The organism is Nostoc sp. CENA543, assembly GCF_002896875.1.
Taxonomy (GTDB): Bacteria; Cyanobacteriota; Cyanobacteriia; order Cyanobacteriales; family Nostocaceae; genus Trichormus.
This window is the reverse complement of record NZ_CP023278.1, coordinates 6,606,255-6,629,254: the sequence shown is the minus strand read 5'-3', so window position 1 is coordinate 6,629,254 and position 23,000 is coordinate 6,606,255. Positions and strand designations below refer to the sequence as shown.

Sequence of the window (23,000 nt, the reverse complement as noted above, 5' to 3'; positions counted from 1 at the left end):
TACTTCCAGTAATAGTTTTCCATTTATTCCCCTTCACGGGGACGGAAACTTCAATTAATTCCTGGTTGGATCTTCTGCGGGATCAACAGGTTTTCCATTTATTCCCCTTTGCGGGGACGGAAACAAGCCTAACCCCGTGTAAAAGTTAGGGACATTAGTAAAGTTTTCCATTTATTCCCCTTCACGGGCACGGGTGCGACTATCAGTCGCTCATGAGAGTGAGTATCTGAGAAATACTCTTGGTTAGTGTCTAAACCAATACCTACCCGAAGGGGTATTGCGGGTAACTGCGGTGTCTCAGAGCTAGAGGGGAAAGCGTAAAATCTGCAAGGCGATGTGCTTGTGCAAACACAAAATTGCTTTTATCCTCCGATACACTCAGTCGGATTAGTAGATGAATCTGAAGACGAGGTATTGAGTCTTTGGTAAGCGTTCGGGTTTGCTAAAGCCGGATGCAGGGTAACTTGCTTGTCCGGTTTGTCGGGAGGAAGGGGATTCCAACATCCCTGCCCTACCCATTAAACCCTCCTGTTGTTGATTTTCCATAACTCCACCAATTGTTAAACACCACCCTTTCCCCGCAAGGGGACAAAAACATTCAAAAGAAAAACACTATTCAATAGCAAAGAGAAATTATGTCAAACATCATCTAAAAACTCACAGTCCACAACTCCGATATGCCACCATGAAACGTAAAAAAGCGGTAGATATCAAAAAAATGAGCAAATTTGAGGATTGATATGGTTGAAAGCCCAACCCCAACCCATGCGAGAATTCGTTTAGATGCACAAGGATGATGATTGATTCCCGCTTCTCTGAGGAAATCTCTGGGCTTTGAACCTAGAGAAACATTAGTGGCGCGACAAGAAGATGGACGACTGATACTAGAGAAACCAGAAAACATCCGACAGCGACTAAAAACCCGTTTCGCCCACATCCAAAAAAGTATTAGTTTAACAGATGAACTAATTGCTGAACGCCGCAGAAACGCACCACCACACATTCTTGACTAATGTACGGGCGGGTTTAACCAACATATCTGTTTGACAAAGTGAATCTCTTACTGAACCCGCCCCTACTGACTAATGACTAATGACTAATGACTAATGACTATTGACTAATAACTAACGTAGTACGATGGTGAACGGGAAAACCTCAAAACACCAGAGGCGACCTAATATTAGAGTAAAAGTCTGAAAACAAGCACACTCCATGAGAATCTCTCTAAATTGGCTGCGGGAACTGGTAGAGATAAAATTAAGCCACACTGAACTAGCCGAAACCTTGACAATGGCAGGGTTTGAAGTCGAAGACATTGAAGACCGTAGCACATGGGCTGACGGCGTTGTAGTGGGAAGAGTGCTTGAGCGTCAACCCCACCCCAACGCTGATAAACTAAGTGTCTGCACAGTCGATATCGGTGCGGCGGAAACTTTAAATATTGTCTGTGGTGCGGCTAACGTCCGGGCTGATATCTACGTTCCCGTAGCGACGACAGGAACTTATTTACCCAATATCGATTTAAAAATCAAACCCGCCAAACTGCGCGGTGTTCCATCCCAAGGCATGATTTGTTCTTTAAAAGAACTCGGTTTACCCACCGATGTCGATGGAATTCATATTTTCCCTGAAGAAAATATGACCTTGGGAAGTGATGTCCGTCCACTATTGGGTTTAGATGACGTAATTTTAGATGTCACCGCCACCGCCAACCGTGCAGACGCGTTGAGTATGGTGGGGATAGCGCGGGAAGTTGCAGCTTTAACCACAGCTAAATTAAGCATTCCCGCACCAGGGGAAATCTCCATATCTCAAAACCCTGGGGCGTTGAGTTTAAAAATCGCTGATACCCAAGCTTGTCCGGCTTACATCGGCACAGTCATTGATAATGTGAAAATTGCCCCTTCCCCCGAATGGTTACAACAACGTCTGCGGGCGGCGGGAGTGCGTCCCATTAATAATGTCGTAGATATTACTAACTATGTATTACTAGAATGGGGACAACCGCTACACGCCTTTGACAAAGACCGTTTAAAATCCGTCGGTGCTAGTGAAAACCTCAGTATAGGTGTGCGTTTTGCTAACTCTGGCGAAACTCTCAAAACCCTAGACGGACAAACTCGCAATTTAACCACCCAAAATTTATTAATTACTGCCAACAATAAACCCGTAGCTTTAGCAGGGGTAATGGGTGGCGAAGAAACAGAAGTCCACGACGGGACACAAAGCCTAGTATTAGAAGCAGCTTTATTTGATTCCGTCGCCATTCGCCGTTCTTCCCGCAGCGTCGGTTTAAGAAGTGAAGCCTCTGGAAGATATGAACGCGGTGTCAACCGTGCAGAATTAGAAGTGGCTTGTCGTCGCGCGTTGTCCCTGATTATAGAATTAACTGGTGGTGTGATCGTCCACCAAGAAATTGCAGATACCCGTCCTGACCCCTCTACCTGGAGTCGTTCCATTTCCCTACGGTTAGACAGGGTAAATGAACTGTTGGGGCCTGTAGTTTCAGGTGACACTGGGGAATTAGCAGCACAAGACGTAGAAAGAATTCTCACAGCTTTGGGTTGTCAACTCACAACCACAGGCGAAAAAGTTTGGAACGTCACCGTTCCCCCCTATCGCTACCGTGACTTAGAACGGGAAATTGATTTAATAGAAGAAATCGCCCGTCTCTACGGTTACGATAACTTCTGTGATACCTTACCAGACAAAGCCGAAGCCGGTTATTTACCCGTAGACCAAGAATTAACCCGCAAGTTACGCGCCACTTTACGGGCAGAAGGTTTAACAGAGTTAATGCAATACTCCTTAGTTAAACCAGGAGATAGCCGACAAATCGTTTTAAGTAACCCCCTATTCACCGAATATTCCGCCTTGCGTACCGATTTAATCTCCGGTTTAATCGACGCATTCCAATACAACCTCGAACAAGGTAACGGTTCTCTCAACGGTTTTGAAATTGGGCGAATTTTCTGGCAAGAAGAAGAGGGCCTGTTAGAAAAAGATGCGATCGCTGGTATCATGGGCGGAGACAGAACCCTGGGCAAATGGTCAAAAGGTGGCAAAGAACAACCCATGACCTGGTTTGAAGCCAAGGGAATTTTAGAAAACGTCTTCCAGCAATTAGGCATACAAGTAGAATATCAGCCCGATTGCCGTGATGCACGCCTGCACCCAGGCCGCACCGCCTCATTATGGATTCGTGGTAATAGTTTAGGTATCTTCGGTCAACTCCATCCCCAAATTCGCAGAGATAAAGGTTTACCAGAATCGGTTTACCTCTTCCAGTTAGACTTAAACGTGCTGTTAGATGCGATAGACCAAGACGAAATACTCGTCCCCGCATTTAAAGCCTATTCTACCTACCCAGCCAGCGATCGCGATATTGCTTTCTTCGCACCGGTGAAAGTTTCCGTCGCCGAACTAGAAAAAGCGATTAACAAAGCTGGTAAAGGCTTACTAGAATCTGTAGAACTGTTTGACGAATACCGTGGTGAAAACGTCCCCCAAGGACAACGCAGTTTAGCCTTTCGTCTAGTATATCGGGCGAGCGATCGTACCCTCACCGATACCGAAGTTGAGCCAGTTCACAACAAAGTCCGCGAAGCCTTAGTTGAGAAATTTGGCGTTAACCTCAGAAGTTAAAAGCAACCCCTCTTTGTAGCCTGCAAAGAGATCAGCTTTGACTCTTGCTCCCCTTCCCTCGTAGGGAAGGGGTTGGGGGTTAGGTTCGAGAAAAAGTTGCACACAGCGTTACTTATCACCCTTTCCTTCCTCATCATCCCAAATTTTAGCCCGTTGCAGCACAACCCAGAAGAATAGGCACATCCGCAAAATCCAAAACTGAAAAATGCTAGGATTTCAACTAAATATGGCATTGACACAGCTATGTCAACCACGCTGCAAAAATCAATCTCATTAGCAGAGTTCCTGAAACTACCAGAAACCAAACCTGCTAGTCAATATATAGATGGTCGTATCTACCAAAAACCAATGCCACAAGGCAAACACTCCCGCCTACAACTAAAACTTTGTAACGCGGTTAACCAAGCAACTGAAGAACAAGAAATTGCCCTAGCTTTCCCAGAATTACGCTGCACGTTTGGTGGACGTTCGATAGTTCCAGATGTAAGCGTATTTACTTGGGAACGAATTCCCTTTGATGTGAATGGGGAAATTGAAAATACCTTTGGAATTTATCCCGACTGGACAATTGAAATTCTTTCCCCAGAACAAAATACCACCAAGGTAATCACAAATATTCTCCACTGTTTAAAACACGGTACTAAATTAGGCTGGTTAATAGATCCAGATGAACGTTTGGTGTTAGTCTTTTTGCCAGGACAACAACCTATAGAAATGACTGGCGATGAAGTATTACCTGTACCGGAATTTTTACAATTGAATTTAACTGTGACACAGATTTTTGCCTGGCTAAAACCAAGGAAAAGCAATACATAAAAAATAGCTTATTCGCACAAATACCGTTTTCCCATAAGATGACAACAGGTAGTTAATCAATCTAAAGTCATCATGCCCAAATATGTTATGTGGGGTTCTTACTGCGAAGATGTTCTCGAAAAACGCGCACCTTACCGTGATGCCCATCTAGCGGGTTTAGCTAAACAAAAAGAATCTGGTGTGCTAATTACAATTGGCCCTACCAAAGATGTCACCAAAGTTTTTGCTCTCTACGAAGCTGAAGACGAAGCCACTGTGCGCCAATTAGTTGAAAATGATCCCTACTGGCAAAATGGTATTTGGACTGAATACTCAGTGAAAGAGTGGATTCAAGCTTTTTAAAGCTGCTACAACTCATCATGTCGGCGCATAAAACATATTTTTATGTGCCAGTTTTATTATTGTCTACTTGTTAATATGATTCTGCTCTAAACCGTCAAATTAACACAGAATTAAGAGTTTAGTATTGCTCAAACCCTAGCAAAATATACGTTATCCAGGACGCGCTTAAAATAATCAAAGAATATTCTTTTAATAAATATTAAAAAACTCTGGCTTTTAGTAGATGAAATTGCTATTTTGTAATTGCCATGATGAGATATAGTGACTACATTAAAATAGTCGCAGTCGTCTATACTCCGAATAACAACATTTATTACATCTGCAATGGCAAAAGCATGATTTTGCCTTGAGCGTAGGTGTTCCCACAAGGTGAGACTTATGAAAAAAAACCTCAAACGTGCATTTTTACCCAGCTTCATGGCTGCAAGTTTAGCTAGTCTGACTTTGCTACCAGCACAACCTGCTGCTGCTGACAGAAGAATTGTAGAAGATACCCTAGTTGGTGCTGGTGCTGGTGCAGTCACCGGACTGTTGACAGGATGTAATGTAGTCAGAAATGCGGCTAAAGGTGCAGCAGCAGGTGCGGCGGTGAATGGTGCTAATGGTTTAAGAAATAATCCCCGTCGTCGTAATGTTGGCCAAGATATAGCCGTTGGTGCTGGTGCTAGTACATTGACAGGAGTAGTAGTTGGTGGCAGAGGTCGATGCAACAAACCACTAAATAATGCTGTCAACGGTGCAGCCGCAGGTACAGCAGTGCATATCTGGCGTAACAATAGACCTAGACGATAATTTCCCTACAACCGACACTGCAACTGATTGTTGATTTTGCTTAACTAAAATAGAATATTTCAATTTTCAGACCCTATTTTCTTTTGGAAGATAGGGTCTGAAAGTAAAAAGTTGTCACCCTGCTAATCTAACCTTTTAAAGCTTTTCGGAAGTTACTACGATAAGATTTATTAGCTATAAATAATACAGGCCATAGCAAAGATAAACTGATGCGATTAGCAAAAGATTGATTGAAATTAGTTCTGGTAAAACCATTCCAAAACTTCCAGACACCACCTACATAAATTACAATTAAACCCAAAATAATTAACTTAGGCATGGGTATTAACTCCGTTAGTTAGTGACTACACTCAAGCTAAAACATACTACATTATGTAAATATTCTATCTCTAATAGAGAAGACGGTTGGAATTGGGCTTGGGTTATGGGGTATGGGGCATAATAGAGAGACCAAAATATTGTGTTTTTGGATTTTCTCTTTTACTTTGTATCTTTTGTGCCACAGTGTTAAAGATTTTCTATATTACTTTTTCCTTCTGCCTGGTTGCTTGGTAAGCTGCTGGTAGTTAACATAATTAAACCTGAGGAGTAGGAATTTCTTGTAGTAGCGGGTGTTGCATAAGGTTGATTTTCTAGGGTAGGCACAGTCTACCGTAAGTATCGCCAACCCTATACAAACAACACTGATACTTAATTATCTGCTAGATGTCTCTAGCGGAAGTTCCTTCTTAATCAGTGTTTGTAGGAAACTGGATAAAAACACAATATACTCTCACGGGTTTACAAGCAGCTAATAGTTGCAAAAAGTTAAGGAGGATTTATGCGTGCAGTGCTGATGGCAGGCGGTTCAGGGACGCGACTTCGCCCGTTAACTTGCGATCTACCAAAACCGATGGTGCCGATTCTCAATCGACCGATCGCTGAACATATTATCAATTTACTCAAAAGACATCAAATCACAGAAGTGATTGCCACACTGCATTACTTACCTGATGTTTTGCGAGATTATTTTCAGGATGGCAGCGATTTTGGCGTACAAATGACTTACGCCGTAGAAGAAGACCAACCTTTGGGGACAGCAGGTTGCGTAAAAAACATTGCCGAACTTTTGGATGAAACTTTTTTAGTAATTAGCGGTGATAGTATCACAGATTTTGATTTGACAGCTGCGATCGCCTTTCATAAACAAAAACAATCAAAAGCAACTTTAATCTTAACCAGAGTTCCTAACCCCATTGAATTTGGTGTAGTAATTACTGATGCTGAAGGTAAAATTAAACGCTTTTTAGAAAAACCCTCAACTAGCGAAATCTTTTCAGATACCGTTAACACCGGTACTTATATTCTCGAACCCGAAGTTTTAGAATATCTCCCAGACCATACAGAATGCGACTTTTCTAAAGATTTATTCCCCTTGCTGTTAGCTAAAGATGAACCAATGTATGGTTACATCGCCCAAGGCTACTGGTGTGATGTCGGACACCTAGATGCCTATCGGGAAGCACAATACGATGCTTTAGAAGAAAAAGTCAAACTAGATTTCGCCTATAAAGAAGAAACCACCGGCTTGTGGGTAGGACAAAACACCTACATTGACCCCTCAGCCCATATCGAAACCCCGGCGATGATAGGAAGTAACTGCCGCATCGGTGCGAGAGTGCAAATTGAAGCCGGAACAATCATTGGGGATAATGTCACCATAGGTGCAGATGCTAATCTCAAACGTCCCATTATTTGGAATGGCGCAATCATTGGTGACGAAGCCCAATTGAGTGCTTGTGTCATCTCCCGTGGAACCCGTGTAGACCGTCGCGCCCATGTCTTAGAAGCGGCTGTGGTTGGTTCTTTATCCACCATTGGCGAAGAAGCCCAAATTAGCCCCAGCGTCAGAGTTTGGCCGAGTAAAAAAATTGAATCCGGCGCAATCTTAAACATTAACCTGATTTGGGGTAGCACCGCCCAACGTAACTTATTTGGACAACGTGGCGTACAAGGATTAGCTAACATCGACATCACCCCAGAATTTGCCGTGAAATTGGGTGCTGCTTACGGTTCTACCTTGAAGCCAAAATCTAAAGTGGCCGTCTCCCGTGACCAACGCAACGTTTCCCGCATGATTACTAGGTCATTAATTGCGGGGTTAATGTCAGTGGGTGTAGATGTGCAAAACCTTGATTCTACAGCCATTCCCATTGCGCGGACAGTCATCCCCACGATGAAAATTGCCGGGGGCATTCATGTGCGAGTACATCCCGATCGCCCAGACTACATCCTGATAGAATTCATGGATGGGAAGGGGATTAATATCTCCAAAGCCCAAGAAAAGAAAATCGAAGGGGCTTTCTTTAAAGAAGATATGCGCCGCGCCCTCAGCCATGAAATCGGTGATGTCGCTTACCCCAGTCAAGTTATAGACCTCTACTGCACAGCCTTTGAGAAACTACTACACGTTTCCACTCTCCGCAACAGTCGGGCTAAGGTGGTAATTGATTACGTGTATGCGGTGTCTGGGGCTGTTTTACCGCAAATGTTAGACAAATTTGGGGCTGATGCGGTAGTTCTTAACGCCAGCTTGAATAAAAATGCTGTATCTACAACTGATAGAGAGGCTTTATTAACTCAATTAGGTCATGTGGTGGAAGCCTTAAAAGCTAACTTTGGTGTGCAGGTATCAGCCAACGGCGAACAACTCATCTTAGTTGATGAGTCCGGTTTCCCCATTCGCGGCGAACTGTTAACCGCACTGATGGTTGATATGATTCTCACCTCTAACCCCAGAGGTACGGTAGTTGTACCGGTGCATTCATCCAGTGCAGTGGAACAAGTCGCCCGTCGTCATGATGGCCGGGTAATTCGCACCAAAGCCAATGCGACAGCCTTAATGGAAGCTTGCCAGAAAAATTCTAATGTGGTGTTGGGTGGTAGCGGTGACACTGGTTTTATCTTCCCGCAACTGCATCCAGGCTTTGATTCCATGTTCTGCATTGCCAAGATTATCGAAATGCTGACAATTCAAGAGCGATCGCTAGCCACGGTAAGATCAGAATTACCCCGCGTCATCCACAAAACCCACACCATACGCTGTCCTTGGTCGGCTAAAGGTGCATTGATGCGCTACTTAGTGGAAACTCACCCCGCCCAAAACCTTGAACTCATCGATGGCGTGAAAATTCGGCAGCCCTTTGATGATAGTTGGCTATTAGTTTTACCAGATGCCAGTGAACCTTTAGTACATCTGTATGCTAACAGTAACGAACGTGATTGGGTAGATGAGACAGTGAGAGATTATCGTTCACGGGTGCAAACCTTCGTAGAAAGACAGCAGGAATATCACCCGGCGGAAGTTTGAATCTTTAATACTCTCAACTCATTAAAACAGTTATCAGTCCTAACAGTGTATGGTGTGGTGAGTCTTCACACCATACGCTGTTTACTGTTCTCCGTATTCTGGTAATGGGGCTATCAATCAACTTAGGGGTTTGTATCCCAGTTGCCAGAAGGAAAGGTGCGATCGCATATGAGGTAAAACTCAGCTACTATATTGGTATGAATTATTTTTACTACTAAATAGTAGGAATATGAATGTAGAAAAAATCTCCATCTCTTTGCCACCATCTCTAGTGGAGTTTATCGAGAATTACAAGCTGAATAAAGGATGTAAATCTCGTTCTCAAGTCGTTGAAGAAGCATTAGAATTACTGCGAAATCGAGAACTAGAAGCAGCGTATCGAGCCGCGTCTGCTGAAGTTAGTGGCGATTGGGACATAGCAGTAGCAGATGGATTGATAGATGAAACGTGGTGAAATTTATTACGCGGATCTTAGCCTCACACTGGGTTCGGAAATGGGTAAACTCCGTCCCGTCTTAATAGTCAGTAATGATATCAGTAACCGCGTTGCCACTACAGTCACAATTTTACCGCTTACATCAAACGTAACCCGTGTTTATAAAGGGTAGGTTGAAAACCCCGGAGTAACAGCAACGTAGTTGCGTATTACGTGCTTCAGACCGGGGATGAAAACCACTTAAAAGGCTTTAGCCTTCAGTGACGTTTGGTTTTTTAGGTTCTGGCAAAGAATCTATCCACTCATCAACAAGACTACTGATAGTTTTATCTAACTGAGCAGCTAATAACGTTAGTTTATGATACCTGCGGTCAGATAGCCTCACGTTTAATCTTTTCGCCTGCATTTGTCCCCCATTGGCTACCTGTTCATGATATCATAACTAAAGACGAAGCAATTAAAGGGGGTGATTAAGTAGTGCTGGTGTTAGAGTACAAAATCAAAGGTACAAAGTCGCAGTATCAATCCATAGACGAAGCTATTAGAACTACGCAGTTCATTAGAAATAAAGCTATTCGTTACTGGATGGATGCACCAAAAGAAGCGCTCATGAATAAAGTCGCTCTTAATAACTACTCAACAGCACTACGCAAAGAGTTTAAATTGGTAGAAGAACTTAACTCAATGGCTTGTCAATCTGCAACCGAAAGAGCATGGTCAGCTATTGATAGATTTTACGGTAATTGCAAATCTAAAGTTCAAGGCAAGAAAGGATATCCGCGTTTTCAGAGAGACAATCGTTCTGTTGAATATAAAACTTCTGGATGGTCACTACATCCCACTAAACGACGTATTACCTTCACTGATAAAAAAGGCATAGGTGAAGTTAAGTTACTCGGTAAGTGGGATATTCACACTTACCCAGTTAAGTCAATTAAGCGGGTTCGGTTAGTCAGAAAAGCAGATGGGTACTATTGTCAGTTTGCAATTAAAACTGAACCATTGAGTGAATCCAGAATTGCTGATGGTGAGATTGGTTTAGATGTTGGTTTGGAATATTTCTACTCTGATTCCGATGGATATCATGAACCCAATCCCAGGTTCTTAAGGAAAGCAGAAAAATCAATTAAACACGCTCAACGTCAGATTTACAAAAAGGAGAAAGGTAAAAACAAACGACGAAAAGCTAGGCAGAAATATGCTCGGAAGCACTTAAAAGTAAGTAGACAACGGAGTGAACACGCTAAGAGAATAGCGCGTAACGTATGCAAGGTTAACGCCTTAGTCGTCTACGAAGATTTAAGGGTGAAGAACATGGTGAAAAATCACTGTCTTGCTAAATCAATTAATGATGTTAGCTGGGGCTTGTTCCGTCGTTGGTTAGAATATTTTGCAATCAAGTTTCAGACAAAACTTGTTGCTGTCAATCCTAGAATGATACCATTTCACGAAAAATCTGATACAGATGTAAACCCTAAAATCCTTGCTACATCTAAGTTTTTTAATTGCGAATTGCGTTAGCGAAGCGGGACGAAGTCCATTGCGAATTGTGAATTGGTATGACATCTCAAAAATGTAGTGATTGTGGTGCAATAGTCAAAAAATCCCTTTCAACTCGTACCCATAAATGTAGTTGTGGATGTGAGCTACAAAGAGATGTGAATGCTGCAAAAAATATTCTGAATCGCGGCATCGCTAGGGATGGGCAGTCCCAAAGTAACGCTACTGGACTAGCAACCTCTACTCTACTTGGGGAAACCCTGGTTGAGCAAGTAGCTAGGGTGAAGGTAGAATCCCCTCGGCTTTAGCCAGGGGAGTGTCAACCCTTTGAAGTGTTGCTGAATCCAGAGGTTAGTGGTTTAATCAAGCCTTCTAAAGTACAAGCACCGCAAGTGCGAACAATTGCCAAGCAACGAATTATTGGTGAAGTAGTAGGTAGCTTAAACGAAGAGATCATGATATTGGTTAATGCTGCGTTGAAATTGCATTTGGGGTTGGGTTAAAGAACAAAACCCAACCTTGTATATTCACACTAAGTTGCTTTCAGAAATAGTATTCCTACACCCCACACTCCCCACACTCCCCACCCCAGGTTACTATCTTTGACTGCAACTTGGTATCAACATGGATATTGGTGTTGGGTTTCCTTACGTCAGCCCAACCTTGTATATTTACGGCTTCTTCTCTCCTGGTGGTGGAAGTGTGGGAGCATTGCTTGGGGTTTCAGGTGCTGTCTGTGGTGCTGGTGGAGTGGCGGCGGGAGTATTCACCCCTGCTTGGGGAATGGTGACGGCGGCGGCGGGATTGGATGATGTCGATTCGTCAAAACGGAGAAGCGATCGCGCGTATTTATAATAGGTAGCCCATCGTCTGGGATCGGGACGAGTCCGCCATTGTTGGCGACTGACTCCTAAAGTTAAAATCGGGGCGATCGCTCCATAACTTTGTACGGAGACGATTACGGAAACATCTGTTACGAGAATATCTTTATCAAAGCTGCGTTGGGCTGCGGCTCTTGCTGTCATTTCGGCGCGTCTGAGTATGGCTTCGTAACCTTCATCCGGTAATCGATCAATAATTAAATCTACTCTGGCTGTGTAAGCTCTGGCAATTTGGGGTGAGATGGTTTCTGTGACTATCCACACAGACACAGGTGCTAAGAGCAAAAATACTAAGGGAAATGTCCGGATTTTTTTGTCAAATTGGCTAATAAATGAGAAGGGAATGATCGATGATAGTTGGTGCAGACCAATTTTGATCATAACTTTATAGCTCCCTGGTGAAGTTCGATCTTTTGAATAAGCTGAGGGTTTTTCCTGACATATATGTAATTCTAATTACATAAATTCGGTGAATCCAGAAGAATCACCAAAACTATAAGCAATAGGTTAGCTTTGTTTTTTCAGCAAAGCCAACCGCAATTTTAGGCAAGCACACAACAACCTACAAAGGGCGGGATGGCAAACTACTGGGCGATCGCCATAGGCATCAATCAATATCAGTTATTTCAACCTTTAAGTTGCGCTCAAGCTGATGCTGAGGCGTTAAAAGATTTTTTAGTGCAGCAAGCGGGTTTTTTAAATCAACGTTGTCTGCTGATGAGTGATACATCACCACCTATTGGTGATCGATCTACCCATCCGACGAAAGAAAATATTTTGCTGCTACTAGAGGATTTAGCGGCAGCCTGCTGGCAACCCCAAGACAATATTTGGCTATTTTTTAGCGGTTATGGGGTCAACTATGGAGGTAGAGATTACCTCATGCCTGTCGATGGTGATCCTCAGCGCATCCCCGAAACGGGCATCGAAGTGCGATCGCTCATGCAAAGCCTGCAACTAGCTAACCTCAATGTCCTGTTACTGCTGGATATCAACCGCGCTTGTGGTGTGGCTGGTGATACTCCCGTCGGTAAAGAAACCTTAGATTTAGCCGCAGAACTCCAAATCGCCACAATTATTTCTTGCCAACCAGAACAATTTGCCCAAGAAAGTCGAGAACTGGGTCACGGTATATTTACTGCCGCACTCTTAGCCGCTTTACGTTCCGGCTATGGCATTAGCTTGGCAGATTTAGAAAAACACCTCAGTATTATCACTCCAGAGTTATCTCAACACTACTGGCGACCGACTCAAAACCCAGTGGCTGTCATCCCCTCGCAACCGCCAGTCATCTTACCGCCAGTAGAAACCACAACCAACACCTTACAATTTCGCGCCATCATTCCCACGACATTCATTCCCAACACCATCGAACCATCCGCCACAGAACCAATTATTTTTCCCGAAGAAAGTTTTGCTGTAGCCATAGCTGCGCCACCCTTGGACGAAACACCCCCCAACATATCAGTCAATCCTTACCCGATGAATATGTGGGTGGATGCTCAAAATGCTCAAACGGCTATTAAAGATAGATCCCAGTCGTTAGCGAATTTGACATTTAATGAGCATCAAGACCCAAATCTCGACAGTTATAGTCAATATGTTCCCCAAACTGCTCCCGATCAAGAAATGGGTAGCAGATTTATTCCCGAAACTCCCCAACCTTATATCTCTCGTCTACCGGAAAATCAACCAGACTCTTCCTTATGGCGACAATTTTTGATGTGGGGCGGCGGTACGATGCTGGTCGTCACCTTGATTACAGTAGTTCTCCTGCGTAATCAAGCGAGAATTTTGCAAGCTAGGGAAGCAGCCTCGACATCTATTAATCAGGAGTTGCCTGTAATTAAAACTGCTGCCAATTCCCCATCTACTCCCAAAATATCTCAACCCAGACCCCAACCTCCCAAAAATCCATCAACTGCCCAAATTGCGGTGATTTCCGAATCACAAAAACGCAACCAAGCCTTACTAGACTTAGCTAAAAAGTCCCTCAGACAAACCCAAGCTAGCGAATTGAGTTTAGCCATTGCTACAGCTAAGAAAATCAAACCAGGTGAACCCCTCTATGACCAAGCACAGGAGAATATTAAAATTTGGAGTCAGATGATCCTGGATTTAGCAGAAGGTCGAGCCAAACAAAGACAATATAATAATGCGATCGCAGCTGCTCAATTGATCCCCAAAGGCGAAACCCTTTATCCCCAAGCCCAAGCCGCAATTACCCAATGGCGTACAGAAGCCAGACAATATCTCGCTAACACCACTCTATTAGATGCCGCCAGTGGTCTGATTAAACCAGGACAAGCATCCACCTACAACCGCGCCATTGAAGTCGCTAAACGAGTTCCCCAAGGTCAACCAGGTTATGAGTTAGCAAAGAAATCTATTAATCAATGGAGTGAAAAGATTTTAGATCTGGCAAAAGCCCGTGCTGAACAAGGCAATTTTCCCGCCGCCATAGAAACAGCCACTCTAGTTCCAGAAGTGACACCTATTCATGAAGATGCTCAAGAAGCAATTCAAAAGTGGCGCACTAGGAAAGGGAATTCTAACTAGAATAATATGAGGCAGGGGGTAGGGGAGAAAGAATATTCTCTTGATTTTGAATTTGGAATTGGTACAATCACAGCAGGATAAATGCTAAGTTAGCTTAACTTATGTGGTTTGGTTTGTGATCAATTTGCTATATTAATTCCGTAATACGTTATAGATTAACGATATCCGGTTTATTCACCCGTGAACGACTTGCCTTTAGGCGAAGCAGCTTTTTTCTTTGAACGAATGCTTGATCTGCTGTCGGTCATTGGTTGGGATGGCTACTTTAAGCGGATAAACCCTCTATTTACTCAAATCTTTGGTCACTCACAAACAGAGTTCTTGAGCAGTGCTTTTTTAGACTTCGTGCATCCAGATGACTACTTTGCCACCTTGGCAGAAATGGAGAGGTTAAAAGCAGGCACACTCACCCGCAAATTTGAGAATCGTTACCGAACTATTAGTGGTGACTATCGCTGGTTGGAATGGACAGCATCACCGCAAATTGACAAAGGAGTAATCTATTGCGTTGCTCGTGACTTAACTCAGCAAAAAGAGACAGAAGCCGCCCTAAAACGCGCCAACTATGAACTAGAACAACGCACTGCCCAGTTAGAGCAAGCAAATACGTCACTGCAAGAGAGCGAAGAACGTAACCAGTTGGCAATGGAAATTGCCCGGATGTTTAGCTTTGAGTGGGAGGTAGCCACCGATGCTGTTAAGCGATCGCCTCATTGTGCTGACATTTTGGGTTTAAATTTGCCATTAGCCCAACAGGAAACAGGTGCAGTTTTTTTTCAGCGCATCCATACTGATGATCGTGACCGTTTCACAGCAGTCTTACAGACACTGACACCAGAAAACAGCACTTACAAAATTACCTATCGAGTTGTACGCCCAGATGGTCAAATCATCACACTGGAGGAAAGCGGACGTGCGCTATTTAATCAGCACCGACAGTTAACTAGACTGATTGGGATGACAGTGGATATCACAGCACGCCAAAGACTGGAAGCGGAATTATATGAAAGCCGCGCCACCTTACAACGCCAGTTAACTGAAATTGAAACTATCTACCAGTCTGCCCCCATTGGGTTGAATGTAATCGATTGCGACCTGCGTTTTTTAAGAATTAACCAGCGTTTGGCAGAAATCAATGGCTTTTCTGTAGAAGAACACATTGGACGCACAATTCGAGAGTTGCTACCTAACATCGCAGATACTGCCGAAGAGTTGCTACGCCCCATCTTTGAAACCGGAGAAGGCTTATTAAACGTGGAAATTCGGGGAGAGACTCCGGCACAACCAGGAGTAGAACGTGTTTGGTTAGAAAGCTTTTTACCTTTGAAAGATGGCGATCGCGTTATTGGTATTAATACCGTTTGTGAAGATATTACTGAGCGCAAAGCCATTGAAACTCAACGAGAAAGGTTACTCCAACAAGAGCAAGCGGCGCGAGAAGCCGCAGAACATGCCAACCGGATGAAAGATGAATTTCTGGCGGTTGTCTCCCATGAACTACGAACCCCACTCCAACCGATTTTAGGCTGGTCACAGCTACTGCAATCACCCAATATCAGTTTTGAGAGGCTCCAGCAGGGGTTAAGTACGATTGAGCGTAATGCTCAACAACAGTTGCAACTAATTGATGATCTCCTGGATATTTCTCGCATCATTCGCGGTCAAATCTCCCTTAACTTTGTAGCACTGGATTTAGTAGAGCCAATTATGGCGGCTTTAGAAACCGTTCATTTAGCAGCAGAAGCTAAAGCAATTCGCTTTGATCTGTTACTTGACTCGTCAGTGGGTCAGGTGAAGGGGGATGCAGGCAGATTACAACAGATAATCTGGAATATATTGTCGAATGCAGTTAAATTTACCCCCAGAGGGGGAAAAATCACGGTGCAACTCACCCGTGTTGCTTACCACGCACAAATTCAAGTAAGTGATACCGGCAAAGGCATCCAACCAGAATTTTTACCTTATGTGTTTGAATTATTCCGCCAACAAGAAAGTTCTACCACTCGTACCTTTGGCGGTTTGGGACTAGGGCTGGCGATCGCGCGTCAACTGGTGGAAGCACATGGGGGCATAATTACTGTTGCTAGTGTCGGAGAAGGGCAGGGGGCAACTTTTACAGTGCAGTTGCCGTTAACCTCTGTGGCAAATCCCCATACTCCCGATGATCGCAACAGTCCCAGGCTAAATTTAGAGAAGTTACGCGTGATCGTAGTAGACGATGAAGCAGATTCACTAGCACTGGTGAAGTTTATGCTAGAGCAGGAAGGCGCGGATATTTTGGGAGTATCTGCTGCTGCTCAAGCTTTATCAGTGCTGACTCAAGCTCAATTCGATTTACTGATCAGCGATATTGGAATGCCAGAGATGGACGGCTACAAATTCATTCGTCAGGTTCGCGAACTGCCACCTCAATTCAATCGCGATATTCCCGCGATCGCGCTGACTGCCTATGCTGGTGAGGCGAATCAACGCCAAATCCTGGCGGCTGGTTTTCAAGCCTATCTCGCCAAGCCCATCGAACCACAACAACTGCTTGATGCGATCGCCACAGTGATCGCAAATTAAATAATCATTAAAACTCTTGAGTTATTAGCTAAAGACCCCCAATTTTATGGATAAAATTGGGGGTCTTGCTGTCGATTTTTCTAAATGTGAACTACCTTTTTATACCAAAATGAGATAATTAAAACAGCACTTTAAGTCAGGCGATCGCTGATTTTTGTTATCATCTAAAAATAAAGCTTCTATATGAGAAATGTGTGCATGGTTAGCACCACCATCACTACTACAGGACAAGTAACTATTCCTCAAGAAATTAGAGAGTATCTGAATCTTGATGCAGGTAGTAAAGTTGATTTTTTCATTGATGAAAATGGGACAGTTAAATTGATTCCGCTTAATGTCCCTGTTCAAAGTTTATCGGGTATTTTACATGGTCCGGGAATGAAGAGTGCAACTTTAACAGACATGGAAACAGCGATTCAAGCGGGTTCAAGTGATTGGAGTCGATACTAATATCTTGGTGCGCTATTTGACCAAAGATGATGAAAACCAATGGCAACAGGCTACTGAAATTATCGAAAGCGGGGAGCAATGTTTTATTGCAAATATAGTTCTTTGTGAATTGGTTTGGGTTTTACGAGGAAAGCCTTATCAATTTAGTAGAGAAGAAATTAGCAATACTATTGATTTGATTTTGCAATGTGCTACTTTCGAGTTAGAAAATCGCTCTATAATTTATCAAGCATTCCAGCGATTAAAAAAAGGAAAAGCAGATTTTCCTGATTATTTAATTGGGTCAGTTGCTCAACATTTGGGTTGTCGTTCTACAGCAAGTTTTGACAGAAAGTTGAAAGGAGAGAGGGGATTTGATTTATTGGAATGATCTTGATTAGAGCATAGGCGGTATCTAACGAAAAACTGATACAGCGATTTCTGAGGACAAGCCGCAATAGATTTTCTCAAACTGGCGCACCCTACCAACTGTTGTGATTTGCCAATAAGCGTTATATTTAGTCAAGTAATTAATATCAGAAATATTTTTATGTTAGGTTTAGACAGAATTACATTCGACCCCAACATTATGGGTGGACAAGCTTGTATTCGTGGGATGCGAATCCCAGTTTCTTTAGTGGTGAATTTGGTAGCTAATAGCAAACCTGTAGAGGAAATTTTAGAAGAATATCCAGATTTAGAACCAGAAGATATACGTCAATCTTTACTTTACGCAAAGATGATGAAAAGCAATAGCAAAAAGATACTGAAATTAGATGATCTTTGTTTGATAACTATGGTTTTAATTCTCAGGATTACTTACTCTCAGTATCCTGAAAATCTTGGATTTTGGCATATAAACTAGCAACTGTTTCTTGAGAAAACAATTTTTCTTTAAGTTGTAAATAGTCGCCTTCACTTAGTTGACAGGTTGCCCAAAATTTCATTACTTTTGATGGTTCTAAGTGAGTCAGTAAAACTTGCATTACTTCCTGTAAATTCTCTTGGTCATTAATAACTTTAATTGTCATTTTCCACCTCAAAAATAAAATTATTTGGATTGATGACTGTGATTGATAAATTTTGGCATCGGTTGATTAGTCTCTTGTCGCAAGTGATGAAATAATCACTTTGAGAAGCTTCTGCACACGCTACATGAAGTGCATCAATAGATTTAACCCCTTGCTGTTCTAGCAGTTCTGCCCTGATTCTAATATTTTCATCTACCAATACTCTCAAAGCAGCTATTTGTAAGTATCGAGCCATTGATTGCTGATTGACAACAAAAGGGTTACGGCTATTTTCATATTCTAGAACTGAAGAACTCACTAGTTCTATCAATCTTGCCTCTACCATTTGTAAAATTAAGATAACAGCTTGTGTTTCCAAAAATATTTTTGGTTGTGTTTGGTCATCAAATGGACGATTATAAACACTGGTATCTAGATAAACCCTAGTCATATAAATTTTTGCCGTACTGTCTCGTAAAAGAAGCTATCTCGCTCTTATATTCATCTCTCACCTTCACAGGTGATGTCTAACGACAAGCCGCTTTGCGTCTACGCGCTTTATTCCCTAATTTAGCAGGAAAAATTGCCTTCAGAACACCATCATTCCACCTCAAAACAAGAACGTTCTCGTTTGAAACAAGAAACTTCAAGTTCAGAACACGAACATTCTCACTTGCAATAGGAAACTTCGAGTTCAGAACAGGAAAATTGGAGATGAGAACATCAAAGTTTGTGTTTGAATGTAGAAAAGCATCGCCGCCAGCATCATGTATTGAAGAATGAACTTGATTATTCTGGCTGTGAGTTTAAAAGCTGACGCAAATATGCTAAATCGTTACGCACAATGATCGTATGGGGGTGATCTACCCCTAACCATTGCTCAAAAATATCTAAAGCTTGGATGTACAAGGGTTCGGCTTCGCTGTATTTCCCTTGGAAGGAGTAGAGTACAGCTAGGTTGTTGAGGCTTTGTGCGACATCTGGATGTTCTTCACCCAGGAGTTTGCGCCGCAGTGCCAAAGCTTGAATGTACAAGGGTTCGGCTTCGCTGTATTTCCCTTGGTAACGGTAGAGTGCTGCTAGGTTGTTGAGGCTAGTGGCGACATCTGGATGTTCTTCACCCAGGAGTTTGCGCGACAGAGCCAAAGCTTGGATGTACAGGGGTTCGGCTTCGCTGTATTTCCCTTGGGAGTAGTAGAGTAGAGCTAGGTTGTTGAGGCTTTGGGCGACATCTGGATGTTCTTCACCCAGGAGTTTGCGCCGCAGAGCCAAAGCTTCGATGTACAAGGGTTCGGCTTCGCTGTATTTCCCTTGGGAGGAGTAGAGTGCAGCTAGGTTGTTGAGGCTTTGGGCAACATTTGGATGTTCTTCACCCAGGAGTTGGCGGTAGAGTGCCAAAGCTTCGATGTACAAGGGTTCGGCTTCGCTGTATTTCCCTTGGGAGGAGTAGAGTGCAGCTAGGTTGTTGAGGCTTTGGGCAACATTTGGATGTTCTTCACCCAGGAGTTGGCGGTAGAGTGCCAAAGCTTCGATGTACAAGGGTTCGGCTTCGCTGTATTTCCCTTGGGAGGAGTAGAGTGCAGCTAGGTTGTTGAGGCTTTGGGCAACATTTGGATGTTCTTCACCCAGGAGTTGGCGGTAGAGTGCCAAAGCTTCGATGTACAAGGGTTCGGCTTCGCTATATTTCCCTTGGGAACGATAGAGGAACGCTAGGTTGTTTAAGCTGGTGGCGACATCTGGATGTTCTTCACCCAAGCGTTGTTTAGTGATTTCTAAACACTGCTCATACCAAGGTGCTGCTTTATCATATAGTCCTTGACCATTATAAAAAAAAGCGTTGCCAACAAATGCCCAAATTAAATGATTATCACTAATATAGGAATCATATTTGATTTCTGAAAAAGACTTCGAGATAATACGGTCAGAGATACCTGTCTAATAACGAACAATGATAAACCAGCATCTAGAAATGGCGATGCCTACGGCGGAAGTAGCAATCGCAGAACTACAAGAATTTATAGATAGTCGTCCAGATGCTCGTGAAGTAAGAAAAGCTTTGGCAGTAAAACTAGTGTATCAAGGTTACAAGTATGGAGAAATTCAAACAATTTTAGATGTGTCAATTGGTTCAATAACAAGCTGGAAGAAAGCTTACCAGGAAAAGGGAATTTTGGGTTTGCGCTTAAACTATAAGGGCAGAAAAAGTTATTTGAGTGATGAACAGCTCCTGCAAGTATTAAGTTGGTTGCAAACTAAAGAAATTTGGGAGTTGGGGGAACTGGAATATAAATTAGCATTTGAATATGATGTCATCTACGAATCGAAACGAAGTTACTATGATTTATTTGAAGCAGCAGGAATTAGTTGGAAAAAGACTACAGGCTTGAATCCAAAGGCTGATCAGGAGGTGGTTGCGGCAAAAAAAAACAACTTGAAACATTGCTGGCAAGCAACAGAGAGGAAATAGAAGCACGAAAGCTGAGAGTATTACTAATAGATGAGTGTCATTTATTATGGGGAGACGTAAATGGTTATGTTTGGGGAAGAACTGACCAAGAAATAGCAATTGAAGTCGTTAATGAACGAGATAAACAGACATATTATGGTGCAGTTGATTATCTCGACGGAAAGCTACTCTTGAAAGCATATAATGCTGGTAATTCAGACAATACAATTGATTATTTACGTTATTTATTAGAATCTTCTCCCGACCAAAGATTGCTTCTGATTTGGGATGGTGCTTCTTATCATCGTTCACATTTAGTTCAAAACTTTTTAGGCGAGATAAATCAAGGTTTACCGCCAGAAAAATGGAAAATTCATTGCATTCGTTTTGCTCCTAATTGTCCATCGCAAAATCCTATAGAGGATATTTGGTTACAAGCGAAAACCTGGGTTCGACGCTTTTGTGCTTTAATTCCAACATTTCGCCATTTAAAGTGGATGTTTGAGTGGTTTCTCCGAAATACTATGTTTGATTTTATGTCTCTTCAGATGTACGGAGCTTTTTCAGAAATCAAATACTAGTCCTATATACTGAATGAGATTGTTCGCTACTTCTGCTAGATGAGGTATTGCTGGGGCGACATTCTTAATTTGCTCAAGTGTGGGAGTTTGAGAAATACCTTTAGCAACCCCCACCATTACCCCGCAAAACGATCGCTTAAATTCCTCTTTCTGCTCTAAACCTGTAAGCTTAGATTGGAAAAACTCCCGCAACAGAGGATGTAGTTGATAAACTCCCTCATCTTTATGCTGAAGTAGATGTAACTGTAACAACTCACGCCTGGCTTGTTTCCAATTTTGCGCCTCATTATTTATTGTTATCCCCTCCACCGATTCCCAAGGAATGGGAGCTAAGGCAAATAAACTCAAAATACAGCCTAAATGTTGGGCATTTTCTCGCAACCGTCGCCAACTCAACTCAAAAGCAGCCGCAACACCCAATTCAGTCTTCATTTCTTGAGGAACTTCGACTAAAGCTGGATTCTTTAAACGCTCTTTTTCCAAGTCTTGCAGCATTTCCGCTAGGGATAATTCCTCATCACCTAACAAATAACGCCCGACTAATTCTAAACCCAGTGGCAAATATCCCAACCACTGACAAAGTTTTTCTGTAATTAACTGTTCATGTTGCAGTCGTTTCTCACCAACTATAGATTTTAATAACTGCATTGCGTCTAGTGGTTTCAGCACAACTAAATCTAAACGCACTATTGGCGGTTGTAATTTTTCCCGTGTGGTAATTAACTGCTTAAACTTGGAAGGAACAGACTCTAAATAATACCTAACTTCATCTCGATAGTTAGAGACGTTATCAATTACCAGTAAAACCTCACCCTCACGCCAATTTGAAAGACAATACTGCACTCTGCCAAATAAATCTAACTCTTCTGGGAGTTTTAATTGCAGCTTATTCACAGCAAACTGCACCAATTGCACCCCCACATCCTGCACTGCGGATAACCAACAAATCCCGCCTTGATAGGTGACACGGTGAGATTTGGCGTACTGCAAAGCGAGTTCTGTTTTTCCGACTCCACCCATCCCCACAATTGCTACCTGTGGATTTTTTTGCAACAGTTCATCCAGTTCTTGCAATTTCGTTTCTCGTCCGATAAACTCCACTACTCCACTAAAAGGAATATTTTCGTAACGGGTAAGCTGGGGTTGAGTCTTTCTACCTTTCCCACGCTGCACACCTGGTAATTCTTCTCGTCGGCGTTGCCATTCTGCATCAAATTTCTGTAAATTCCTGTCTTTGTCGCCTTTATCATGCCAAAGCTTCAGGCGAAAGTGCCAGGTTTCCGAACCTCGCTTTTGTGCGCGCAAATCTTCGAGAATGTTTACAAAATCTTTCAGTGCATTTAATGCGTCTCGGACTTGTTCTTTATTTAAACCGCTAAGTTCCGCCAAGACTCTTAGCTGTGTTCTGACTATGACTTGCTGTGGTGTTTCCCAGTTAAGGGCAATTTTATAAAGTTCACCGTCTTCTAACTCATCATTGGCATAAGCCAAGAATCTTTCTAACAGAGTTCTTACCCGTGCTTTGACATCATCACCATAGCTAACACGCGCCATCAGTTACTCTTGTCCAAATTTGCGACAAAGTTTAGGGATTCCCCAAACTTAATCTAGCATCCCCAAACTCAAACTCCCGCATATTCACGCATTAC

At 42.8% G+C, this 23,000-nt stretch carries 22 protein-coding genes, 3 pseudogenes and 1 CRISPR repeat array (1 of these 26 only partly in view); of the genes and pseudogenes, 16 read left to right on the top strand and 9 right to left on the bottom strand.

The features are described 5' to 3' along the window. Window positions 1–197: a CRISPR direct-repeat array (repeat unit 35 nt; unit sequence GTTTTCCATTTATTCCCCTTCACGGGGACGGAAAC); it reaches 275 nt to the left of the window's first position. A 190-nt stretch (window positions 198–387) separates the two neighbouring features. Then, window positions 388–546, bottom strand: a complete 159-nt coding sequence (locus CLI64_RS31045) for a hypothetical protein (protein ID WP_157943331.1) — start codon at window positions 544–546, stop codon at window positions 388–390. Window positions 547–854: 308 nt separating this feature from the next. Between CLI64_RS31045 and CLI64_RS31760 the strand changes: the two genes are divergently transcribed. From CLI64_RS31760 to CLI64_RS27820, 5 genes are all read left to right on the top strand, one after another. Next, window positions 855–1,013, top strand: a complete 159-nt coding sequence (locus CLI64_RS31760; RefSeq protein ID WP_225977444.1) for a hypothetical protein — start codon at window positions 855–857, stop codon at window positions 1,011–1,013. A 199-nt stretch (window positions 1,014–1,212) separates the two neighbouring features. Next, window positions 1,213–3,645, top strand: coding sequence for a phenylalanine--tRNA ligase subunit beta (gene pheT, locus CLI64_RS27835; protein ID WP_103140242.1), 2,433 nt, complete (start codon window positions 1,213–1,215; stop codon window positions 3,643–3,645). A gap of 243 nt (window positions 3,646–3,888) precedes the next feature. Next, on the top strand, window positions 3,889–4,461 hold the full coding sequence (locus tag CLI64_RS27830; RefSeq protein ID WP_103140241.1) for a Uma2 family endonuclease: 573 nt from the start codon (window positions 3,889–3,891) through the stop codon (window positions 4,459–4,461). Between the two features lie 72 nt (window positions 4,462–4,533). After that, the gene (locus CLI64_RS27825; RefSeq protein ID WP_103140240.1) at window positions 4,534–4,803 is read left to right on the top strand and encodes a YciI family protein; all 270 of its coding nucleotides are present in this window, start codon (window positions 4,534–4,536) and stop codon (window positions 4,801–4,803) included. A gap of 378 nt (window positions 4,804–5,181) precedes the next feature. Further along, complete coding sequence (locus CLI64_RS27820) at window positions 5,182–5,595, top strand: hypothetical protein (protein ID WP_103140239.1); 414 nt, start codon at window positions 5,182–5,184, stop codon at window positions 5,593–5,595. Window positions 5,596–5,722: 127 nt separating this feature from the next. Here the strand turns inward: CLI64_RS27820 and CLI64_RS27815 are convergent, their stop codons facing one another. Beyond that, window positions 5,723–5,914: a hypothetical protein gene (locus CLI64_RS27815; RefSeq protein ID WP_103140238.1), complete on the bottom strand. Its 192-nt coding sequence runs from the start codon at window positions 5,912–5,914 to the stop codon at window positions 5,723–5,725. Between the two features lie 188 nt (window positions 5,915–6,102). After that, on the bottom strand, window positions 6,103–6,240 hold the full coding sequence (locus CLI64_RS31755) for a hypothetical protein (protein ID WP_225977443.1): 138 nt from the start codon (window positions 6,238–6,240) through the stop codon (window positions 6,103–6,105). A 175-nt stretch (window positions 6,241–6,415) separates the two neighbouring features. Here CLI64_RS31755 and CLI64_RS27810 point away from each other — a divergent pair, with 175 nt between their 5' ends. From CLI64_RS27810 to CLI64_RS27800, 3 genes are all read left to right on the top strand, one after another. Next, a complete protein-coding gene (locus CLI64_RS27810; protein ID WP_103140237.1) occupies window positions 6,416–8,944 on the top strand; it encodes a mannose-1-phosphate guanyltransferase in 2,529 nt (842 codons plus the stop codon). Window positions 8,945–9,173: 229 nt separating this feature from the next. After that, window positions 9,174–9,398, top strand: a complete 225-nt coding sequence (locus tag CLI64_RS27805; RefSeq protein ID WP_103140236.1) for a ribbon-helix-helix domain-containing protein — start codon at window positions 9,174–9,176, stop codon at window positions 9,396–9,398. Next, window positions 9,385–9,552 carry a type II toxin-antitoxin system PemK/MazF family toxin gene (locus CLI64_RS27800; protein WP_103140235.1) on the top strand — a complete coding sequence of 56 codons (168 nt, stop codon included), beginning with the start codon at window positions 9,385–9,387 and terminating at the stop codon, window positions 9,550–9,552. Before CLI64_RS27805 ends, CLI64_RS27800 begins: the two co-directional genes overlap by 14 nt. Before the next feature lie 78 nt (window positions 9,553–9,630). Here CLI64_RS27800 and CLI64_RS31345 read toward each other — a convergent pair whose 3' ends face one another. Further along, complete coding sequence (locus CLI64_RS31345; protein WP_192881615.1) at window positions 9,631–9,786, bottom strand: hypothetical protein; 156 nt, start codon at window positions 9,784–9,786, stop codon at window positions 9,631–9,633. A 71-nt stretch (window positions 9,787–9,857) separates the two neighbouring features. On the opposite strand from CLI64_RS31345, the pseudogene CLI64_RS27795 reads away from it, so the two are divergent. Beyond that, window positions 9,858–11,188: pseudogene (locus CLI64_RS27795) on the top strand (RNA-guided endonuclease InsQ/TnpB family protein). A 27-nt stretch (window positions 11,189–11,215) separates the two neighbouring features. Then, a complete protein-coding gene (locus CLI64_RS27785; RefSeq protein WP_264082472.1) occupies window positions 11,216–11,383 on the top strand; it encodes a type II toxin-antitoxin system PemK/MazF family toxin in 168 nt (55 codons plus the stop codon). A gap of 168 nt (window positions 11,384–11,551) precedes the next feature. Here the strand turns inward: CLI64_RS27785 and CLI64_RS27780 are convergent, their stop codons facing one another. After that, window positions 11,552–12,142 carry a hypothetical protein gene (locus CLI64_RS27780; RefSeq protein WP_103140233.1) on the bottom strand — a complete coding sequence of 197 codons (591 nt, stop codon included), beginning with the start codon at window positions 12,140–12,142 and terminating at the stop codon, window positions 11,552–11,554. Between the two features lie 195 nt (window positions 12,143–12,337). Here CLI64_RS27780 and CLI64_RS27775 point away from each other — a divergent pair, with 195 nt between their 5' ends. The 5 genes and pseudogenes from CLI64_RS27775 to CLI64_RS27755 form a co-directional block, all read left to right on the top strand. Beyond that, window positions 12,338–14,320 carry a caspase family protein gene (locus tag CLI64_RS27775; RefSeq protein WP_103140232.1) on the top strand — a complete coding sequence of 661 codons (1,983 nt, stop codon included), beginning with the start codon at window positions 12,338–12,340 and terminating at the stop codon, window positions 14,318–14,320. A 180-nt stretch (window positions 14,321–14,500) separates the two neighbouring features. Next, on the top strand, window positions 14,501–16,885 hold the full coding sequence (locus CLI64_RS27770) for a PAS domain S-box protein (protein WP_225977442.1): 2,385 nt from the start codon (window positions 14,501–14,503) through the stop codon (window positions 16,883–16,885). Window positions 16,886–17,083: 198 nt separating this feature from the next. Beyond that, window positions 17,084–17,335 (top strand): AbrB/MazE/SpoVT family DNA-binding domain-containing protein, encoded by a 252-nt coding sequence (locus tag CLI64_RS27765; protein WP_103140231.1) that lies wholly within the window; start codon window positions 17,084–17,086, stop codon window positions 17,333–17,335. After that, the gene (locus CLI64_RS27760) at window positions 17,316–17,705 is read left to right on the top strand and encodes a PIN domain-containing protein (protein WP_103140230.1); all 390 of its coding nucleotides are present in this window, start codon (window positions 17,316–17,318) and stop codon (window positions 17,703–17,705) included. The genes CLI64_RS27765 and CLI64_RS27760 overlap by 20 nt, the downstream gene beginning before the upstream one ends. A gap of 159 nt (window positions 17,706–17,864) precedes the next feature. Further along, window positions 17,865–18,050 (top strand): annotated as a pseudogene (locus tag CLI64_RS27755) (DUF433 domain-containing protein); the annotation flags it as partial. Window positions 18,051–18,129: 79 nt separating this feature from the next. Here the strand turns inward: CLI64_RS27755 and CLI64_RS27750 are convergent. The 3 genes and pseudogenes from CLI64_RS27750 to CLI64_RS27740 all read right to left on the bottom strand — a co-directional run. Next, the gene (locus CLI64_RS27750) at window positions 18,130–18,345 is read right to left on the bottom strand and encodes a hypothetical protein (protein WP_103140229.1); all 216 of its coding nucleotides are present in this window, start codon (window positions 18,343–18,345) and stop codon (window positions 18,130–18,132) included. Continuing rightward, a complete protein-coding gene (locus CLI64_RS27745; protein ID WP_103140228.1) occupies window positions 18,335–18,775 on the bottom strand; it encodes a PIN domain-containing protein in 441 nt (146 codons plus the stop codon). The genes CLI64_RS27750 and CLI64_RS27745 overlap by 11 nt, the downstream gene beginning before the upstream one ends. Window positions 18,776–19,113: 338 nt before the next feature. Further along, window positions 19,114–20,199: pseudogene (locus CLI64_RS27740) on the bottom strand (tetratricopeptide repeat protein); the annotation flags it as partial. A 73-nt stretch (window positions 20,200–20,272) separates the two neighbouring features. Here CLI64_RS27740 and CLI64_RS27735 point away from each other — a divergent pair. Continuing rightward, window positions 20,273–21,351, top strand: a protein-coding gene (locus CLI64_RS27735) for an IS630 family transposase (protein WP_374703947.1) whose coding sequence is annotated in 2 segments (ribosomal slippage) — window positions 20,273–20,741 and window positions 20,741–21,351 — 1,080 coding nt in all. Because the reading frame shifts where the segments join, the coding sequence is not laid out codon by codon here. Here the strand turns inward: CLI64_RS27735 and CLI64_RS27730 are convergent. Beyond that, window positions 21,334–22,905, bottom strand: a complete 1,572-nt coding sequence (locus CLI64_RS27730; protein ID WP_103140226.1) for an NB-ARC domain-containing protein — start codon at window positions 22,903–22,905, stop codon at window positions 21,334–21,336. The genes CLI64_RS27735 and CLI64_RS27730 overlap by 18 nt on opposite strands. Window positions 22,906–23,000: the final 95 nt, after the last annotated feature.